We start from the raw sequence: 15949 nt of genomic DNA on the forward strand, positions 1-15949 counted from the left end.
CCTACTCTATTTGCCGATCCGCTCCAGCGCCATCTGATACCCGTCGTTGCCGTAATTGAGGCAGCGCTTCACACGGGAGATCGTCGCGGTACTGGCTCCAGTCTCGGCCTCGATCTGGTTGTAGGTGAAGCCTTTGCGCAGCATGCGCGCTACTTCCAGACGTTGAGCGAGCGACTGCATTTCGTTTACCGTGCACAGGTCGTCAAAAAATTGATAGCATTCTTCTATGGTTTCCAAAGACAAAACGGCTTCAAAAAGTTGCTCGATTCCCTTGCCTTTCAGCTTTTCCAATTGCATGTTAGTCACCCCGTTATCTGGTCGGCCTCCGGTTTCTCACTGTACAATTTTTCAGCACTAAAGCCTCCATCAAATATCTTAGAAGAAACAGGCGTGGTCTGCAACCTTTTCTTGCGGATCAAACAGCTACTGGAATTTCAGCGATTGGGCCAGACCCGGGGAAGTCGGCAAAATCTCTACCCATGTATTTCCCGGCAGAAGCGGCAGCTCCTCCGTCAGCGCCGCATCGGCGTACGCGCGAATGACGCCGCCCGAACGCTTCCACTTGACCTTTTGCGCTTTGCCCTGCTGGAACAGATAGCCGTCCCCCGGACCGACGACATCTACTGCGCGCCGTCCTTCGCTGTCCAGCACGCGATGCTTGGCAGCGATGACGAGCACGTTCGTCGCCGACAGCTGCTTGTTGTCGATAAGGTCTACATGGGGCTTGCCTGCCGTGTAGCGCATGTATTTCTTTTCCTTGTCATCGTAGACGAAGCCTGCCTTGTTCAAGGAGTGGAAGGTCAGGTCGATCCTGGTCGCCGGTTCCCCGTCCCGGATGACGGCATCTGCGGGCAGGAATAAAAAGTGCGGCACCTCTGCCGTCGCCCGCATGTTTTTATCCTGCATGGCTTGCTTTACGAGCGCCGGTTTGGTGTACAGATTGTGCGGTGCTTTGCGGAAGCTCTCCCGCCAGAAGTAGCGGCCGTTCGGGATTTCGTCGAGATGGCTGTAGTCGGAGCGGGCGAGCGTCTCCAACGCTTCCTGGCTCCCTCCGGCATGCACGAGTACGGCGTCAAAGCCCGTTCCGATCTGGATAAAATAGGGGCGTATGCTCCGTACCGGCCCGATCACCTCGGGCTCCTGGCTCTGGAAAATCGCGAGGAAGCGCGTCATTTCCCCTTCTGCCAGCACTTCGTATACGAGATCCGCCTTGCTGAGCCCGGATTGCGGGCGTGCAGGCGGGGCATTGTTGATCATCACCATGATGGGGCGTTTGCTGTCCAGGCGTTCCTGGCTCCCGAGGCCGGTCAAGGGTGCTGTGTAAGGATACTGGGGCGGCTGTTCGACAGGCGAAGGTGTCTGCACAGTCGGAGCGGGCGGCTCTGGTGCCGGCTGGGGCTGTGTCTCTGCAGGCTGGCCAGTGCATGCGGTGAGCAGCAGCATGGACAGCAGTACGAGAGACGTTTGTATGCGTCTTTTCATGGGAACGCTCCTTTCCATTTATCCGGGATGTTTTCCTTACTCATTCGTGAGCATGTCCGGGAATCCTGCCTTCCACACGTTTTCCACGATTCTCTTACGCGGCTGCCACACACGCCGTTTTTTCCTGTGCTACAATAAAAATACCGATACAAGACAGATGCAAAGCGAGGATTGAATCATGACTACCCCTTACCTCGTCTATCTGGTGGACGACGAAACCAACCTTTTGGAGCTTTTGCAATCGTATTTGCAGAGCGCAGGACTGCAAGTCAAAGCATTTTCCAGCGGGAACGACGTGCTGCCGTATCTGGATGAGGCACATCAGCCCCACCTCTGGATTCTGGATATTATGATGCCGGATATCGACGGCTACGAGCTGCTCCGCCTCATCCGCGAAAAGTCAAACGTGCCGATCATCTTCATCTCGGCGCGCGATCAGGATGTCGACAAGATCATCGGACTGGAGCTCGGGAGCGACGACTATTTGGCCAAGCCGTTTTTGCCGCGCGAGCTGGTCATCCGTGCGAAAAAGCTGTTGCAGCGGACGTACGAAAAACCTGGCACTGTCCCCGTTCAGCCGCAGACCTTTCAGGACTGGGTCCAGGTGGGTCCGTACATGATCTCGGAAAAAGGCCGCCAGGTAAAAGAAGGCGACGAGCTGATCGAGCTGACGACCAAGGAATTCGAGCTGATCGTCTACCTGCTGCACAATCAGGGGCTGGCCTTAAACCGGGAGCAAATTCTCACCTCCATCTGGGGGGAAGACTACATCGGCTCGGACCGCGCTGTTGATGATCTGGTCAAACGAATCCGCAAGAAAATGCCGAAGTTTCCACTCGAGACGGTGTACGGCTTCGGCTATCGGATGACGCGCGTATGACCATGACCAAATTCCGGCTGAAAAACTTGCCGCTCTCCCGGCAAATTCTCATTTTGTTCATGCTCCTGACCACCGTGCTGGGCATCGGCCTCGGCGTCGGCTACCCGTTCGCCGTCAAGCAGTATCTGGTGTCCAACACGTACGCGCTCCTCGAGGACGAATTTTACTCGCTGTCCGAGCACATTACCTTCAACGAGCACAACGAGCTTCTGCCGGTGCCTGCAGCTGCGCCCTACTTTTTGCAGCTGCTCTTATCCCGCTACGAATATTCCTTTGACATGATCGTGTACGCAGAAAACGGGAAGGAGCTGGGCAGCCGCAGCACAGAGCGGATTCCGCAAAGCGACAGCCGGGAGCTGTACGAGCGCGCCGCTGCCCACCCGGGTAATGTGCTGCAGCACGGCACGCTCGATCGCGGCGACGAGAGCTATCTGTTCGTCAGCAAGCGGATGGACTATCACGGCTTTCCGTATTATATGGTCCTGTTCTCCAAGGAACGGGAGCTCAATCAGATCAACTCCATTTTGACCCGCCAGTTTCTGTTGATCTTCAGCCTGCTGCTTCTGGTAAGCTGGCTGCTCGCCGTCTGGTTTAGCGGTTATTTGAGCAGGCCGCTGCGCAGTCTGGACGAGCTTTGCAAAAAAATCGCCCGCCGCCAGTTCGACATTCCGCTCACGATGGATCGCGGCGACGAGATCGGGCAATTGGCGCGCTCCTTTGACACGATGAAAAATCAATTGAAGGAATACGACGAATCCCAGCGCCATTTCGTGCTCAACATCTCCCACGAGCTGAAGACGCCGATCATGGCAATCCAGGGCTACGCCCAGGGCCTTCTCGAAGGAGTGTTTCAAGGCCCGCAGGCAGAAAAAGGGCTGACGATCATCATGGAGGAAAGCAAACGTCTGGAGAAGGTCGTCGGTCAGCTGCTGTACCTGACGAAGATCGAGTCCGTCTCCCAGATGGTGCAGGTCGGCCACGTCGATCTCGCCGAGATGATGCACCTCTTGAAGCAACGTCTCTCCGTGCTGAACCAGAACGTGGAGTGGGAGCTGAACCTGCCCCCGCAGCTCGTGGTCGAAGCAGACGGCGAACAGCTGAGCACCGCCTTCGTCAACATCATGGAAAACCAGCTGCGCTACGCCAAGAGCCGCTTGATGATCACCGGCAGAATGGTCGGACAGAACGCCGTCATCAGCATCGCCAACGACGGCCCCCCGATCGAGGAAGCCTTGCTTCCCAATCTGTTCCAGCGCTTCCGCAAAGGCAAGTCCGGCAAGCACGGCCTCGGCCTGGCGATCGCCCGGGCGGTGTTCGAGGCACACAAAGGCACCATCGTCGCCCGCAACGACCCGGACGGCCCGTGCTTTACCATGACGATTCCCGTATCGTTCAAAGGATGAGATTGACAAGGGTAACCCCTTTTTGCGAAAAGGGGTTTTTTCCTGTCTGGGCACGCTTTCCCGCTCTTCGCCACATCCTCGCACCACCGCTGCCACTCTGCCCGCCTTCCCGTTGCAGTGGAAAAAGGTTTGCCCAGAATACTCGCCTCTCTTTTCTTCCGTTTCTACCACCGGAACGTGACAAAGGAATACCGCTCCACGGTCGTAAACCCGAGTTTTTCATAGACGCGGATCGCCGCCTGATTATCGGCAAAGACAAACAGGTATACATTCGGCGATTTTTCCAGTCCGATCCGGCAGATGTCCGAGACAACCTGCATGCCCCATCCTTTGTTGCGGTGCCCTGCTGCCGTACCGATGTTGCCGATTTCGACGAACTCATCCTCATAGACATGAAAACCAGCCATGGCGATCAGCTCCCCTGCCTCCGACGCGAGCGCGATGTGCGGCATCTCCTCTAGCTCTTCGGCCCGAAAACTGAGCATCCCGATTGTTGCCGCCAGCTCTGCCGCCTTTGTCGCGGCAGACTTTTCCAGCAAGAAAGACTCTCCGCGCGGCAAAAGCCTCTTGGGATCGGTCAGCTTCATCAGGAGCATCGTTTTTCGCTCGGTTACATCGGGAATTTCCAATCGCTCTGCACACGATTCCTCGACCGTGAGAACCCCCTGCCTCTCGTTCCCGTCGTCCCCACCGAGCCTCCTCCGAAACTCTGCCAGCATTTCTTTGACCGAGTACGCACCTGTTTCTTCTATTAGATGAAACGTGAAAGCGTGAAAGGGCAGCCCCTGCAAATAGGAGCCTGCCGCGATCCAGCCCCGCTCGTCCACTTCTGCGAGCGTAAGGCTCCGCTGTGCCCGCAGGCGCAAATTGCCGTAGAAAATATACGACTTTTCCCATTGCAATTGTGCTTGCAATTCAGTCTGTTCGCAAAGCTTCAGAGATTTTAACAAGAAAATACGCCTCCTTTCGATTCCCTATTGACGTTATCGCACATTCGCGGTTACCATGATTAAAATTCTCTAAAACAACGATTGTTACAGGAGGAGAGAGCAGTGGCTTTTTATTACACAGAACCGTCCCGGACGTTCAACGAGTTTTTGTTGCTTCCCAATCTCACCACGAAAGAATGTACACCGCAAAACGTCGACCTTTCCACCCCGATCACCAAGTTCAAAAAAGGCGAGAAGCCTGCCATTTCCCTGAACATACCGTTCTCATCTGCAGTCATGCAAGCTGTATCCGACCATCACATGGCGGTGGCTTTGGCTCAATGTGGCGGTATTTCCTTTATTTTCGGCTCCCAGTCGGTCGAGAGCCAGGCCACGATGGTCCGCAAAGCAAAAGCGTACAAGGCGGGCTTCGTCGTCAGCCGCTCCAATCTGACGCCCAGCCACACGCTCAAAGATATATTGGAATTAAAAGAACAGACAGGCCACTCCACTGTCGCCGTCACGGAAGATGGATCTGCCAAAGGCAAGCTGCTCGGCATCGTCACGGGCCGGGATTACCGGATCAGCCGGGATTCGCTGGACAAGCCGGTCAGCGAAATCATGACGCCGTTCTCCTCCCTCATCTACGGCAAATCCGGCATCACTCTCTCCGAAGCGAACGACCTGATCTGGGAGCACAAGCTCAACTGCCTGCCAATCGTGGACGAGAACCAGCGCCTGGACTTCCTCGTCTTCCGCAAAGACTACGACGCGCGCAAAAACAATCCGCTCTCGCTGCTGGACGCAAACAAAAGCTACATCGTGGGAGCCGGGATCAACACGAAGGACTACAAGGAACGGGTACCTGCTCTGGTGGAAGCAGGCGTGGATGTCCTCGTGATTGACTCCTCTGACGGCTTCAGCGAGTGGCAAAAAGACACCGTGCAGTACGTCAAAGAAAATTTCAACGTTCCGATCGGCGCCGGAAACGTCGTCGACAAGGAAGGCTTCCGCTATCTGGTGGACGCGGGCGCTGACTTCGTGAAGGTCGGCATCGGCGGCGGCTCCATCTGCATCACGCGCGAGCAAAAAGGGATCGGACGCGGCCAGGCTTCGGCAGTGATCGAAGTGGCTGCAGCGCGTGACGAATATTTCAAAGAGACCGGCATTTACGTACCGATCTGCTCCGACGGCGGGATCGTCCACGACTACCATGTGACGCTCGCCCTGGCGATGGGCGCCGACTTCGTCATGCTGGGCCGCTACTTCGCCCGCTTCGACGAGTCCCCGACCAAAAAGGTGAAGATCGGGAACAACTTCGTCAAAGAATATTGGGGGGAAGGCTCCAACCGCGCCCGCAACTGGCAGCGCTACGACACCGGCGGCAAGCAGAGCCTGGTGTTCGAGGAAGGCGTAGATTCTTACGTCCCTTATGCCGGCAGTCTGCGGGAAAACATGGACCGCACCCTGCACAAAATCAAATCGACGATGTGCAACTGCGGCGCCCTCTCCATCGCCGAGCTGCAGCAAAAAGCGCGCATCACGCTCGTCTCGGCAACCAGCCTCGTCGAAGGCGGCGCGCATGACGTCATCCTGAAAGAAAGCAGCATGGCTGCGGAATAGTTTCTGCCCCGCATCTCTCCCAAAAACGATCCTCTCCCGACTTTTCCGTGGTGAGGATCGTTTTTCTTTGCTTGCACGAAACGTGAAGCGGAGCGCTAGGGCAAGCGGACGAAGGCAAACGGCTCGCCGTGACGGTACGGGGCACTTAGCTCGTCCAGCTGTGCCAGCGTCGCCTCGTCCAGCCCGATGGATGCGCTCTGCACGTTGTCTGCCAGCTGCTCCACCCGCGTGGCCCCGACGATGACCGAGGATACGACCGGCTGATGCATCAGCCATGCGATGGAAAGGGCGCTCGGGGTATGCCCCAGCTCGCGCGCGAGCCCGCTGATCTTTTGCCCGAACGCGATCTTGTCCTCGCTTAGAAAACGGGTAAAACGCGGCTCGGTGGCGGCGCGAGAGCCTTCCGGGACGCTGTCTGTCGCCGTGTACTTGCCGGTCAGGATGCCGCCTGCCAGCGGGTAGTACGGAATGATCCCCACGCCCTGATCGAGACATGCCGGGACCAGCTCCCTCTCCGGCGTGCGGTCTGCCAATGAGTAACTGACCTGTGTGGAGACGTAGCGATTCAGCCCCAGCCGCTCGCTGATCCCTAGCGCCTTGACCAGCTCCCAGGCGGCGTAGTTGGACGCGCCGATATAGCGGACCTTGCCCGAGCGCACCATGTCGTCCAACGCCCGCAGCGTCTCCTCCAAAGGCGTCTCGGGATCGAACGTATGAATCTGGTACAGGTCTACGTAATCCGTCCGCAGCCGGCGCAAGCTGTTCTCCAGCTCCAGCATCAGATGATGGCGCGAAGAACCTTTCTGATTCGGCCCTTCTCCCCGCACCAGCCCTGCTTTGGTCGCCAGCACCACCTCATGCCGCCTTCCCTCCAAAGCCGCCCCGATGATGCGCTCGGATTCCGTATTGGTGTAGATGTTGGCAGTATCGATGAACGTGATTCCGCACTCGATTGCCTGATGAATGATTCGCGTGGCTGTCGCCTCATCTGCCCGGCCCCCGAACGAATTCGTGCCGAGTCCAAGTGCCGAGACCTTCAGCCCGCTGCTGCCCAGACGTCGATAATGCATCTTCTTCCCCTCTTTCTTCCGGAAAAAATAATTTTCTTCTCTTCCATTATCTCTCAATCCCCCCGACTTGTCGCCTGTTCGCATATCCATTTTTGGAAAACGCATCCTATAGCGTGAACTTTTCACATTGCAAAACTATAACGTTTACGTTAAGGTTATGGTTGTCGCTCCAGATTCGTGATAATCCCAATCAGATTGGAAGGAATTGCGATGTACAAAATCGACGAAGTGGCACAGAAAACGAAATTGACCAAGAGAGCGCTCCGCTATTACGAAGAGCTGGGGCTCGTCGCCCCATCCGGCAGGACTGACAGCGGCTACCGCGTGTACACCGATGAAGACGTGGAACGGATACTTCGCGTCAAGGACATGCGCGATCTGCTCGGCGCGTCCTTACATGAAATCAAGGAGATGGTAGAGCTTGGCCGGCTCTACGAGGAGCAGCGGGAGTTCTACAACCAGCACTTCAAAAACCGCGATCTGGACGGCCTCGAGCTGCTCAAGCGCATTGACATGCTGAAAACGCTCGAAGACACGCTCACTCCGCAGCGCAACCTGCTGAAAGCGAAAATCGTGAGAATGCAGGAGCTGCTGGCCGACTTCGATGACAAACTCGAAAGAATCGTCAGCAAACGAATGGAGCTGACGAACGAATACAAGGGAGGAACACACTGATATGTCTTCAGAAGCGCACTCGCTTTCGACCATTTTGAAACAGACCAAATCGGCTTACGCCGTTGCCTTTGCCTGTGTCGTCGCGTTCATGGGGATCGGCCTCGTCGACCCGATCCTGCCTGCCATTGCTGCCAAGATGAATGCGACGCCAAGCCAGGTATCGCTCCTTTTTACCAGCTACATGATTATGACCGGAGTCACGATGCTCGTCACCGGTTGGCTGTCCAGCCGGATCGGCCCAAAACCAACCATGCTGTTCGGTCTGCTTGCCATCATCGTGTTTTCTTTTCTCGGCGGCATGGCGTCCTCCGTCGACGGGATCGTCCTGTTCCGTGCAGGCTGGGGCTTCGGGAATGCCTTTTTTATTTCCACGGCACTCGCCGTCATCGTCAGTGTAGCAAGCGGAGGCACCGCCTCTGCCATCGTCTTGTACGAAGCTGCCATCGGCCTCGGCATGTCGGTCGGCCCGCTGCTCGGCGGTCTGCTCGGCGGGATCAGCTGGCGCGGTCCGTTTTTCGGCGTTTCCATCCTGATGGCGATCGCCTTCCTCGCTGTCTTCGTACTGTTAAAGGATGTGCCGAAACCGAAAAAACGCACCTCCGTCCTGGACCCGTTCCGCGCATTGGGACATCCCGGACTGTTCACGATGGCGGTCACGGCCCTGTTGTACAACTTCGGATTTTTCACTTTGCTCGCGTATTCGCCATTCGTCCTGCACATGGACGAGCACAGTCTCGGCCTCGTCTTCTTTTTCTGGGGTGTCCTGCTGGCCATTACATCCGTCATCGTCGCTCCAAAGCTGCAGGATCGCTTCGGTTCGGTGCAGACGCTGTTTGCCGTCCTGCTGCTGCTGGCGATCGTCCTCGCTTACATGGGATTCGGCGTCAATTCTCAGACTGGACTCGTCATCGCCATCATCATTGCCGGCGGGCTTCTCGGCATTATCAACACGGTCCTGACTACTGCCTCCATGGACGTAGCACCAGTCGAACGCGCCGTCGCTTCTTCGGCCTACAGCTTCGTCCGCTTCGTCGGCGGAGCCATCGCACCGTGGCTGGCCGGCAAGCTGTCCGAATGGTTCACAGCCAGCATTCCGTTCTACGCCGGAGCGTTTGCCGTCCTCGTCAGTATGCTCGCCCTGTTCATCGGCCGCCGTCATCTGTCCGCGCTGAAATAATCCATGGATCGCACCTTTTGCTTCCTGGCCCTTTCTGCTTCTCCACGGCCGGGCGCAGAAGGTGCTTTTTTTCTTCATGCGGCGAAATCCGCGGCGCGCATGCCATTCACGTACCATCTGCGGCCCAGGAAAAAATCAAAGCGGCAGCCGGGACCCTTTTCCAATCCCTGTCTGCCGCAACTTACAACCACACGACCGCTTGCCGCCAGAGCGCGATGATGACGACCCCTGCGAGCAAGGCCCAGACGATCTGCTTTTTCCACAGACCGACGGCGAGGGCAGCGGTCCCTGCCACGAGGTATTCCGCACTCCATGCTCCTTCTGGCGCGTGAAAAACAATCGGAGGAATCGTCATCGAGCTGAACACGCCGACCGGCACCATCGCCAGCCCCCGCTTCAGCCAGGCCGGGATGTCCCACCGCGAGCTGATCAGCAGCATCGGGAAACGGGTCAAATACGTGATAAGCGCCATGAGGGCAATATACAGCCATACTTTATCGTTCACCGCTCACCGCTCCTATCACCACTGCCGTGAGTGTCCCCGTGATGACACCGACCGTTCCGCCTCCCAAGGCATAGCCGATGCAGGCGGCCGCAGCCGCGCAGCCCGCTACCTTGACGTGAAAGGACGACGCCAGATTGACCGCGAGAAAACCGAGAAAGGTCGCCACGAACGCAAAGTCAAGCCCGTACGCCTCCGTCTCGGTAAAGACGGAGCCAAACCACGCGCCTGCAAACGTGCTGACATTCCAGATCAGGTAATCCGTCGCGCCCGCTCCTGCAAAGTAGGACAGGCTCGGCTTCTCGCCACTGGCCAAATACGTCGCTTTCAGGGCGTAGGTCTCGTCATTGAGCCACCCTCCCATCAGAGCCAGCTTCCACGGCTCCACTCCCCGGAACTGCGGTCCCAGCGACAGCCCGTACAGCAGATGCCTGGCATTAAGCAGCAGCGTCGATACGAGGATGGGCCACCCGACGATCCCCTGCGAAATCAGCCCCACTGCGGCAAACTGGGAGGAACCGGCGTTGACCAACAGCGAGAACAGCATCGCTTCTGTCACACCCAAGCCCGCTTGCCTCGCCAAAATGCCAAATACCAGCCCATCGACGATCCCCGCCGCAGCCACCGGGAATATTTGTTTCATTCCTTTCTTAAACAATGCATAAGACAAAGCTGACTGCTCTCCCTTCCCGTTACACACACTCTCTTATTTTCCATGGGATGGACCCGGAGTTTTGGCGTCCATGGCACCGGACGCGTTCGGCATTCAGGAGCCCGACAAGCACAGCATTTACTCGCCAGACAAGTACGGTCTCCACGTCTGGGCCAGCAGCCGGATTCCCGCCTCGATGTCCTCCGCCGATTGTCCACCGAAGCCAAGCTGAAAGGAAGGAAGCCTGTCCGGCGCCGGAATCAGCCATTTGTGGCAGGCAGGATGGACGCGAATTCCCGCCGCTTCCGCCAGCTGCGCCAGTTGGGCCGAGCTGTACGCGCTGCGGACCTCCACCGTCACCGACATCCCGGCATCTTGCCCCATGATGCGAATGTGCTCCCCCAGCTCCTGCTGCAAGACGTTCAGCAAGACCTCGTGTTTCTTGCGGTACAGCGTTCTCATTTTGCGAATATGCCGCGCCCAGTCGCCGTTCTTCATAAACAGCGCGAGCGTCTCCTGATGAACCCGCGAGGCCGACTGATCGAAATCCTGCAGTTTTTCCTTAAACACCGCCAGCAAAGGTGGGGGAAGCACCATGTAGCTGATGCGGATCGTCGGCAGCAGCGCCTTGGAGAAAGTCCCCAGGTAAATGACCCGCCCTTCCGTATCCAGCCCTTGCAACGACGGAATCGGCCGGCCGTTGTAGCGGAATTCTCCATCGTAGTCGTCCTCCATGATGTAGCTTCCCGTCCGTTTCGCCCACTGCAGCAGCTTGAGCCGCTTCGCATACGGCATCACGATGCCGGTCGGGTCCTGGTGCGATGGCGTGATGTAGACCAGCCTTGCCCCGCTTTTCCCCAGAGCCTCCACGTCGATGCCGTCCTCCTCCAGCGGAATCGGCTGTACCTGAAAGCCCAGCTGCTGAAAAACGGTCCGCACCCCGTGATAGCCCGGGTCCTCCATGGCAACCATCTGCCCGCGCAGTCCGAACAAAAACCCGAGCAGCGTAATCATGGTCTGCGTCCCGGCGCCGATCACCACTTGCTCCGCTGCCGCCTGCACTCCTCGCGCCTGCCGCAAATAGCGGGCGATTTCCTCCCGCAGCACCAGCTCCCCCTGCCGATCCCCGTAGTAGAGCACGCCGCTGTTTTCCTGTTGCATGCACTGATTGCTGTATCTGCGCCAAATGTCAAAAGGAAAATGCTCCGCATCCACCCTCGCCTGATGAAAATCATACCGGATCTTCTTTGCCGGAGCAGAGACGAGACAGGTCCCATCCTGCCCGGATGACGCAGGGGGCACGGGACGGCGCCGCCCTGTAGTCACAGGCTCGTCCCACTCCACATCGACTACGTAAAATCCGCTGCGCTCTCGGCTCTCCAGATAGCCCTCGGCAAGCAGCTGGTGGTACGCGGTCTCCACGGTCGTCTTGCTGACGCGCAAATGCTGGCTGAGCGCGCGCACCGACGGCAGCCGCATTCCTGACGGCAGCCGCCTGGACTGAATCTCCGCGCAAAAATACCGGTATAACTGCAAATAAAGCGCTTCGCTTCCTTCTACCAAATGAGGACTGAACTCCAGCACGCTCTTTCCTCCCCGCCCATGCTTTTCAAACAGCAAAGGAGCCGTATCCCCCAAGGGCACGACTCCTTCGCTGTATACGCTTTTGCTTGAGATTATGCCAGATAGGCTTCGCGCACCTGCGGATTCGCCAGAAGCGTCTGGGCGTTGTCCTTCAGGATGATTTCACCCGTCTGGATAACGTAGCCGCGATGGGCAACCGAGAGCGCCTGATTCGCATTTTGCTCGACCAGAAGAATGGTCATGCCTTCTTTGTTCAGCTCGGTAACGATGTCGAAGATTTGCTCGACCAGAATCGGTGCAAGACCCATGGACGGCTCATCGAGCATCAAAATTTTTGGCTTCATCATCAGACCGCGGGCGATCGCCAGCATTTGCTGCTCTCCGCCGGACATCGTGCCGCCTTTTTGGTTGATCCGCTCTTTCAGCCTTGGGAAGTACGTGAAAGCTCGCTCGATTCCTTCTTCGATCTGCTTTTTGTCGGTGACGGAGAAGGCTCCCATCTCCAGATTTTCCCGCACGGTCAGCTTCGGGAAAATCCGGCGTCCCTCCGGCACATGCGCGACGCCCAATTGCGCGATATCATGCGTACGCATCGCTGTGATGTCCTTGCCGTCAAACAGGATTTTGCCTTCCCTTGCCCGCGTCTGTCCACAAATCGTCTTCAGCGTCGTCGACTTGCCTGCGCCGTTTGAGCCGATCAGCGTCACGACTTCGCCTTGCTCTACCGTAATCGTCAAGCCTTTCAACGCGTGGATGCCGCCGTAATAGGTGTGAATGTTATGCAGTTCCAACAATGCCATATCCGTTTCCTCCTCCTACGACACTTCCGACGCGCTTTTGCCGAGATACGCCTCGATCACGTTCGGATTGTTGCGGATTTGCTCCGGTGTTCCTTCGGCAATTTTGCGTCCGTAGTCGAGCACGTGAATGTACTCGCTCAGGCCCATGACCAGCTTCATGTCATGCTCGATCAGGATGATGGTCAAATCCAGCTCGCGTTTCAGCCTACGGATAAAGTCGGTCATTTCGACAGTCTCGCGCGGGTTCATCCCCGCCGCCGGCTCATCCAGCAAAATGATGCTCGGATTGGTCGCCATGGCGCGGGCGACCTCCAGGCGCCGCTGCAGACCGTACGGCAAGCTGCCCGCCGCTTCGTTGGCCACATGGGCAATGCCGACGTATTCCATCAGCTGGTACGCCTCTACGCGTGCTCTTTCCTCTTCTTCCCGCACGCGCTTCGTGTTGAACAGGATGCCGAGCAGCCCTGCGGACAGCCGGCTGTGCACACCGACCATCACATTTTCCAGCGCTGTCATTTCCTTGAACAGGCGGATATTTTGGAACGTCCGTGTAATGCCGCGGCTGGCGATCTGGTCCGGGCGCAGCCCCTTGATGCTTTTGCCGTTCAGGAGGATGTCGCCTTCGTCCGGCTCGTAGAAGCCCGTAATCATGTTAAAGAAGGTCGTTTTCCCCGCACCGTTCGGACCGATAACGGCTGTAATGGTACCTTTATCAATCGAGATCGAAACGTCCTGGTTCGCCACAAGACCGCCGAATCGCTTCGTCAAACCTTTCGCTTCCAACAATGCCATGATCTTCCCTCCCTGTCCCTACGACTGTTTGCCCGAAGAAATTTGGGAGATCTTTCCGAGAATCCCCAGCTTCGTTTGGCTAAACTTGCTCGCTTTGATGGCATCGAGATCGTTTTTCTTCCTCTTCGCCGGAATCAGTCCGTTCGGTCGGTACAACGCCACGAGAATCAGCATGATCCCGAAGACGAGACGCTGGAACTTGGATGGGTCCAACTGGTTCGGCAGGTTAATGACACCGGCCTGCTGCAGGGAGTGCAGGAAGTTGGAGAACTCCTTGAGCAGCTGTACTTGCAGGATCGTAACGAAAGCCGCCCCCAGCACCACGCCCGGGATGCTGCCGCTGCCGCCCAGAATGACCATGACGAGAATACCGATCGACTCCATCAGTGTAAAGGATGTCGGGTCGACAAAGGTCTGCTTCGCCGCAAAGATGACACCGACCACACCTGCAAAGGATGCGCCTGTCGCAAATGCAGCCAGCTTCGCGTTCAGCAGGGAGATCCCCATCGACTGGGCAGCCAGCTCGTCTTCGCGAACGGCAATCCACGCACGGCCCAGACGGGAATGCTCAAAGCGGATGTTCGCCAGGACGATGAAGGCGATGACGAACAGCACGATAAAGTAGAAGTAAAACGGCGTGCCCATTTTCAAACCGAACAGCTCCGGCGACGGAATCGGGGTGATCCCCTGCGGACCGTTCGTGATGTTGATCGGCTTGTCCAGGTTATTGAAAATAATGCGAATAATCTCCCCGAAGCCGAGTGTAACGATTGCCAGGTAGTCACCTTTTACCCGGAGAACGGGCAAACCGAGCAATATCCCAAAGATGGCTGCTACAATCAATCCGACAATGAGGAACGGCCAGAACCATTCGCCCGACAGCGGGAACAGGTTGCCCGGGATGAATTCATTGGCCTGGGACGTGGAGAAGATCGCGTAGGCGTATGCCCCTGCCGCAAAGAACGCAACGTATCCCAGGTCGAGCAAGCCCGCGAAACCGACTACGATGTTCAGCCCGAGCGCCATGGCGACGTAAATCCCTACCTGCGAAGCTACCTCCATGTAGTAGCGGTTTTCCCCGGCTACCAGCGGGATGATGACCAAAAGAACTGCTGTCCCGATCAACATTTTGACCAGTTTGGACGTGTTGGTGTAGTAGACCAGCACGATCGAGGAGAGAATCCCCAGGAACGCGATAACCGATTTATCCAGGAAGTGCAGGAAAGCAGTAAAAACTGCGATCCAGATCAACGTGACGTAAAGCGGAATGCCATTGAACGATTTCCATTTCATGTTTGCCATCGTATTCACCTACACTTTCTCTTTCACAGCTTCGCCAAACAGCCCTTCCGGTTTGAAGAGAAGCACGAGGATTAGAATGCTGAATGCAAACACGTCTTTGTACTCGGCACCGAATGCACCATTGGTCAGCGGCCCCATGTACGCCCCGGAGAGGGACTCCAGCAAGCCGAGCAGCACACCGCCCACCATCGCTCCGCGCAGGTTGCCGATCCCGCCCAGTACAGCCGCAGTAAAGGCCTTGAGCCCAAGGATAAAGCCGATATACGGGTCGATCGTGCCGTAATTCTGGGCAAACAACACGCCCGTCGCTCCACCGAGAGAGGAGCCGATCAGGAAGGTCAGCATGATTACCTTGTCCACATTTATAGTCATCAGCGAAGCCGTGCTTCTGTCCTGTGCTACGGCACGCATGGCGATTCCCCACTTGGATTTGTTCACAAACACCGTCAGACCTACCATCATTACAATTGCGATCACAATGACAATCAGCGCTTTGGACGGAATGGTCGCGATGCCGCCCAAAGAGATAGTACTGGTAAAAAGTGTAGGAGTGTTCAGATAAAACTCGTTACGCGCGAGGGCTTCAGTGAAACGAACCAGGTCCTGCAGCAAAAACGATACGCCAATCGCAGAAATCAGCGGCACGAGACGAGGCGCCCCCCGCAGCGGACGGTAAGCGACACGTTCGATCAAAACCCCCAAAGCTCCAGTCAGCACCATCGCCACAACCAAGGTGATGAACAGAGCGACGAACGGATTCATCCCTTGCAGTGAGCCCATCGCATCGGTAATCAGCAACACTTCTGTACCGACAAATGCCCCCACCATGAAAATTTCTCCATGAGCGAAGTTGATAAATTCCAAAATCCCGTAAACCATAGTGTAACCAAGTGCCACAACAGCGTACATGAAGCCAAGTGTTAACCCGTCAACCAACACCTGAGGCAAAATGTTGAGCAACATGCTTTCCCATCCCTCATTTCTTCGTGAACTTGTAGAAATCTTCTGCATCTCAAACAGGAGGTGGCGAATGCCCAAAAAGGAAGGGGCGCACATCGCGTGTCGCCCCTTATTTGGT

General features: G+C 56.8%; 16 protein-coding genes. 5 read left to right on the forward strand and 11 right to left on the reverse strand.

All coding sequences use genetic code 11. The features are described 5' to 3' along the window. Positions 1–6 precede the first annotated feature (6 nt). Together ACFSO0_RS00765 and ACFSO0_RS00770 are read right to left on the reverse strand one after the other, a co-directional pair. The gene (locus ACFSO0_RS00765; protein ID WP_023556537.1) at positions 7–297 is read right to left on the reverse strand and encodes a YerC/YecD family TrpR-related protein; all 291 of its coding nucleotides are present in this window, start codon (positions 295–297) and stop codon (positions 7–9) included. Between the two features lie 126 nt (positions 298–423). Next, complete coding sequence (locus ACFSO0_RS00770; protein ID WP_376874894.1) at positions 424–1482, reverse strand: DUF3048 domain-containing protein; 1059 nt, start codon at positions 1480–1482, stop codon at positions 424–426. Positions 1483–1660: 178 nt separating this feature from the next. Here ACFSO0_RS00770 and ACFSO0_RS00775 point away from each other — a divergent pair, with 178 nt between their 5' ends. Both ACFSO0_RS00775 and ACFSO0_RS00780 read left to right on the forward strand, forming a co-directional pair. After that, a complete protein-coding gene (locus tag ACFSO0_RS00775; RefSeq protein WP_376874897.1) occupies positions 1661–2362 on the forward strand; it encodes a response regulator transcription factor in 702 nt (233 codons plus the stop codon). A 2-nt stretch (positions 2363–2364) separates the two neighbouring features. Beyond that, on the forward strand, positions 2365–3765 hold the full coding sequence (locus tag ACFSO0_RS00780) for a histidine kinase dimerization/phospho-acceptor domain-containing protein (RefSeq protein ID WP_376875120.1): 1401 nt from the start codon (positions 2365–2367) through the stop codon (positions 3763–3765). 164 nt (positions 3766–3929) lie between these two features. Here ACFSO0_RS00780 and ACFSO0_RS00785 read toward each other — a convergent pair whose 3' ends face one another. Beyond that, on the reverse strand, positions 3930–4715 hold the full coding sequence (locus ACFSO0_RS00785) for a GNAT family N-acetyltransferase (protein WP_376874900.1): 786 nt from the start codon (positions 4713–4715) through the stop codon (positions 3930–3932). A gap of 102 nt (positions 4716–4817) precedes the next feature. On the opposite strand from ACFSO0_RS00785, the gene ACFSO0_RS00790 reads away from it, so the two are divergent. After that, on the forward strand, positions 4818–6317 hold the full coding sequence (locus ACFSO0_RS00790) for an IMP dehydrogenase (protein WP_376874903.1): 1500 nt from the start codon (positions 4818–4820) through the stop codon (positions 6315–6317). Between the two features lie 95 nt (positions 6318–6412). Here the strand turns inward: ACFSO0_RS00790 and ACFSO0_RS00795 are convergent, their stop codons facing one another. Further along, positions 6413–7387: an aldo/keto reductase gene (locus ACFSO0_RS00795; protein WP_376874906.1), complete on the reverse strand. Its 975-nt coding sequence runs from the start codon at positions 7385–7387 to the stop codon at positions 6413–6415. 210 nt (positions 7388–7597) lie between these two features. Here ACFSO0_RS00795 and ACFSO0_RS00800 point away from each other — a divergent pair, with 210 nt between their 5' ends. Both ACFSO0_RS00800 and ACFSO0_RS00805 read left to right on the forward strand, forming a co-directional pair. Beyond that, on the forward strand, positions 7598–8062 hold the full coding sequence (locus ACFSO0_RS00800; RefSeq protein ID WP_376874909.1) for a MerR family transcriptional regulator: 465 nt from the start codon (positions 7598–7600) through the stop codon (positions 8060–8062). A gap of 1 nt (position 8063) precedes the next feature. Beyond that, entirely contained in the window at positions 8064–9239 is a 1176-nt protein-coding gene (locus tag ACFSO0_RS00805) for an MFS transporter (RefSeq protein ID WP_376874913.1), read from the forward strand. 181 nt (positions 9240–9420) lie between these two features. Here ACFSO0_RS00805 and ACFSO0_RS00810 read toward each other — a convergent pair whose 3' ends face one another. The 7 genes from ACFSO0_RS00810 to ACFSO0_RS00840 all read right to left on the reverse strand — a co-directional run bounded on the left by ACFSO0_RS00810 (position 9421) and on the right by ACFSO0_RS00840 (position 15834). Further along, positions 9421–9744, reverse strand: coding sequence for an AzlD domain-containing protein (locus ACFSO0_RS00810; RefSeq protein WP_376874916.1), 324 nt, complete (start codon positions 9742–9744; stop codon positions 9421–9423). Next, the gene (locus tag ACFSO0_RS00815; protein WP_376874919.1) at positions 9734–10411 is read right to left on the reverse strand and encodes an AzlC family ABC transporter permease; all 678 of its coding nucleotides are present in this window, start codon (positions 10409–10411) and stop codon (positions 9734–9736) included. Before ACFSO0_RS00815 ends, ACFSO0_RS00810 begins: the two co-directional genes overlap by 11 nt. Positions 10412–10531: 120 nt before the next feature. Then, positions 10532–11977 carry a MocR-like pyridoxine biosynthesis transcription factor PdxR gene (gene pdxR / locus ACFSO0_RS00820; RefSeq protein ID WP_376875122.1) on the reverse strand — a complete coding sequence of 482 codons (1446 nt, stop codon included), beginning with the start codon at positions 11975–11977 and terminating at the stop codon, positions 10532–10534. A 92-nt stretch (positions 11978–12069) separates the two neighbouring features. Continuing rightward, positions 12070–12777 (reverse strand): ABC transporter ATP-binding protein, encoded by a 708-nt coding sequence (locus ACFSO0_RS00825; protein WP_376874922.1) that lies wholly within the window; start codon positions 12775–12777, stop codon positions 12070–12072. Positions 12778–12792: 15 nt separating this feature from the next. Next, complete coding sequence (locus ACFSO0_RS00830; protein WP_376874925.1) at positions 12793–13569, reverse strand: ABC transporter ATP-binding protein; 777 nt, start codon at positions 13567–13569, stop codon at positions 12793–12795. Between the two features lie 18 nt (positions 13570–13587). Then, a complete protein-coding gene (locus ACFSO0_RS00835) occupies positions 13588–14871 on the reverse strand; it encodes a branched-chain amino acid ABC transporter permease (protein WP_376875125.1) in 1284 nt (427 codons plus the stop codon). A 9-nt stretch (positions 14872–14880) separates the two neighbouring features. Beyond that, the gene (locus tag ACFSO0_RS00840; protein WP_376874928.1) at positions 14881–15834 is read right to left on the reverse strand and encodes a branched-chain amino acid ABC transporter permease; all 954 of its coding nucleotides are present in this window, start codon (positions 15832–15834) and stop codon (positions 14881–14883) included. Positions 15835–15949 lie beyond the last annotated feature (115 nt).

It is taken from the genome of Brevibacillus sp. GCM10020057 (assembly GCF_042683565.1).
GTDB lineage: Bacteria > Bacillota > Bacilli > Brevibacillales > Brevibacillaceae > Brevibacillus.

Coding starts and splice junctions, on each gene's coding strand:
- ACFSO0_RS00765 (WP_023556537.1), bottom strand. CDS start 297: ATGCAATTGGAAAAGCTGAAAGGCAAGGGAATCGAGCAACTTTTTGAA.
- ACFSO0_RS00770 (WP_376874894.1), bottom strand. CDS start 1,482: ATGAAAAGACGCATACAAACGTCTCTCGTACTGCTGTCCATGCTGCTG.
- ACFSO0_RS00775 (WP_376874897.1), top strand. CDS start 1,661: ATGACTACCCCTTACCTCGTCTATCTGGTGGACGACGAAACCAACCTT.
- ACFSO0_RS00780 (WP_376875120.1), top strand. CDS start 2,365: ATGACCAAATTCCGGCTGAAAAACTTGCCGCTCTCCCGGCAAATTCTC.
- ACFSO0_RS00795 (WP_376874906.1), bottom strand. CDS start 7,387: ATGCATTATCGACGTCTGGGCAGCAGCGGGCTGAAGGTCTCGGCACTT.
- ACFSO0_RS00800 (WP_376874909.1), top strand. CDS start 7,598: ATGTACAAAATCGACGAAGTGGCACAGAAAACGAAATTGACCAAGAGA.
- ACFSO0_RS00805 (WP_376874913.1), top strand. CDS start 8,064: ATGTCTTCAGAAGCGCACTCGCTTTCGACCATTTTGAAACAGACCAAA.
- ACFSO0_RS00825 (WP_376874922.1), bottom strand. CDS start 12,777: ATGGCATTGTTGGAACTGCATAACATTCACACCTATTACGGCGGCATC.
- ACFSO0_RS00830 (WP_376874925.1), bottom strand. CDS start 13,569: ATGGCATTGTTGGAAGCGAAAGGTTTGACGAAGCGATTCGGCGGTCTT.
- ACFSO0_RS00835 (WP_376875125.1), bottom strand. CDS start 14,871: ATGGCAAACATGAAATGGAAATCGTTCAATGGCATTCCGCTTTACGTC.
- ACFSO0_RS00840 (WP_376874928.1), bottom strand. CDS start 15,834: ATGTTGCTCAACATTTTGCCTCAGGTGTTGGTTGACGGGTTAACACTT.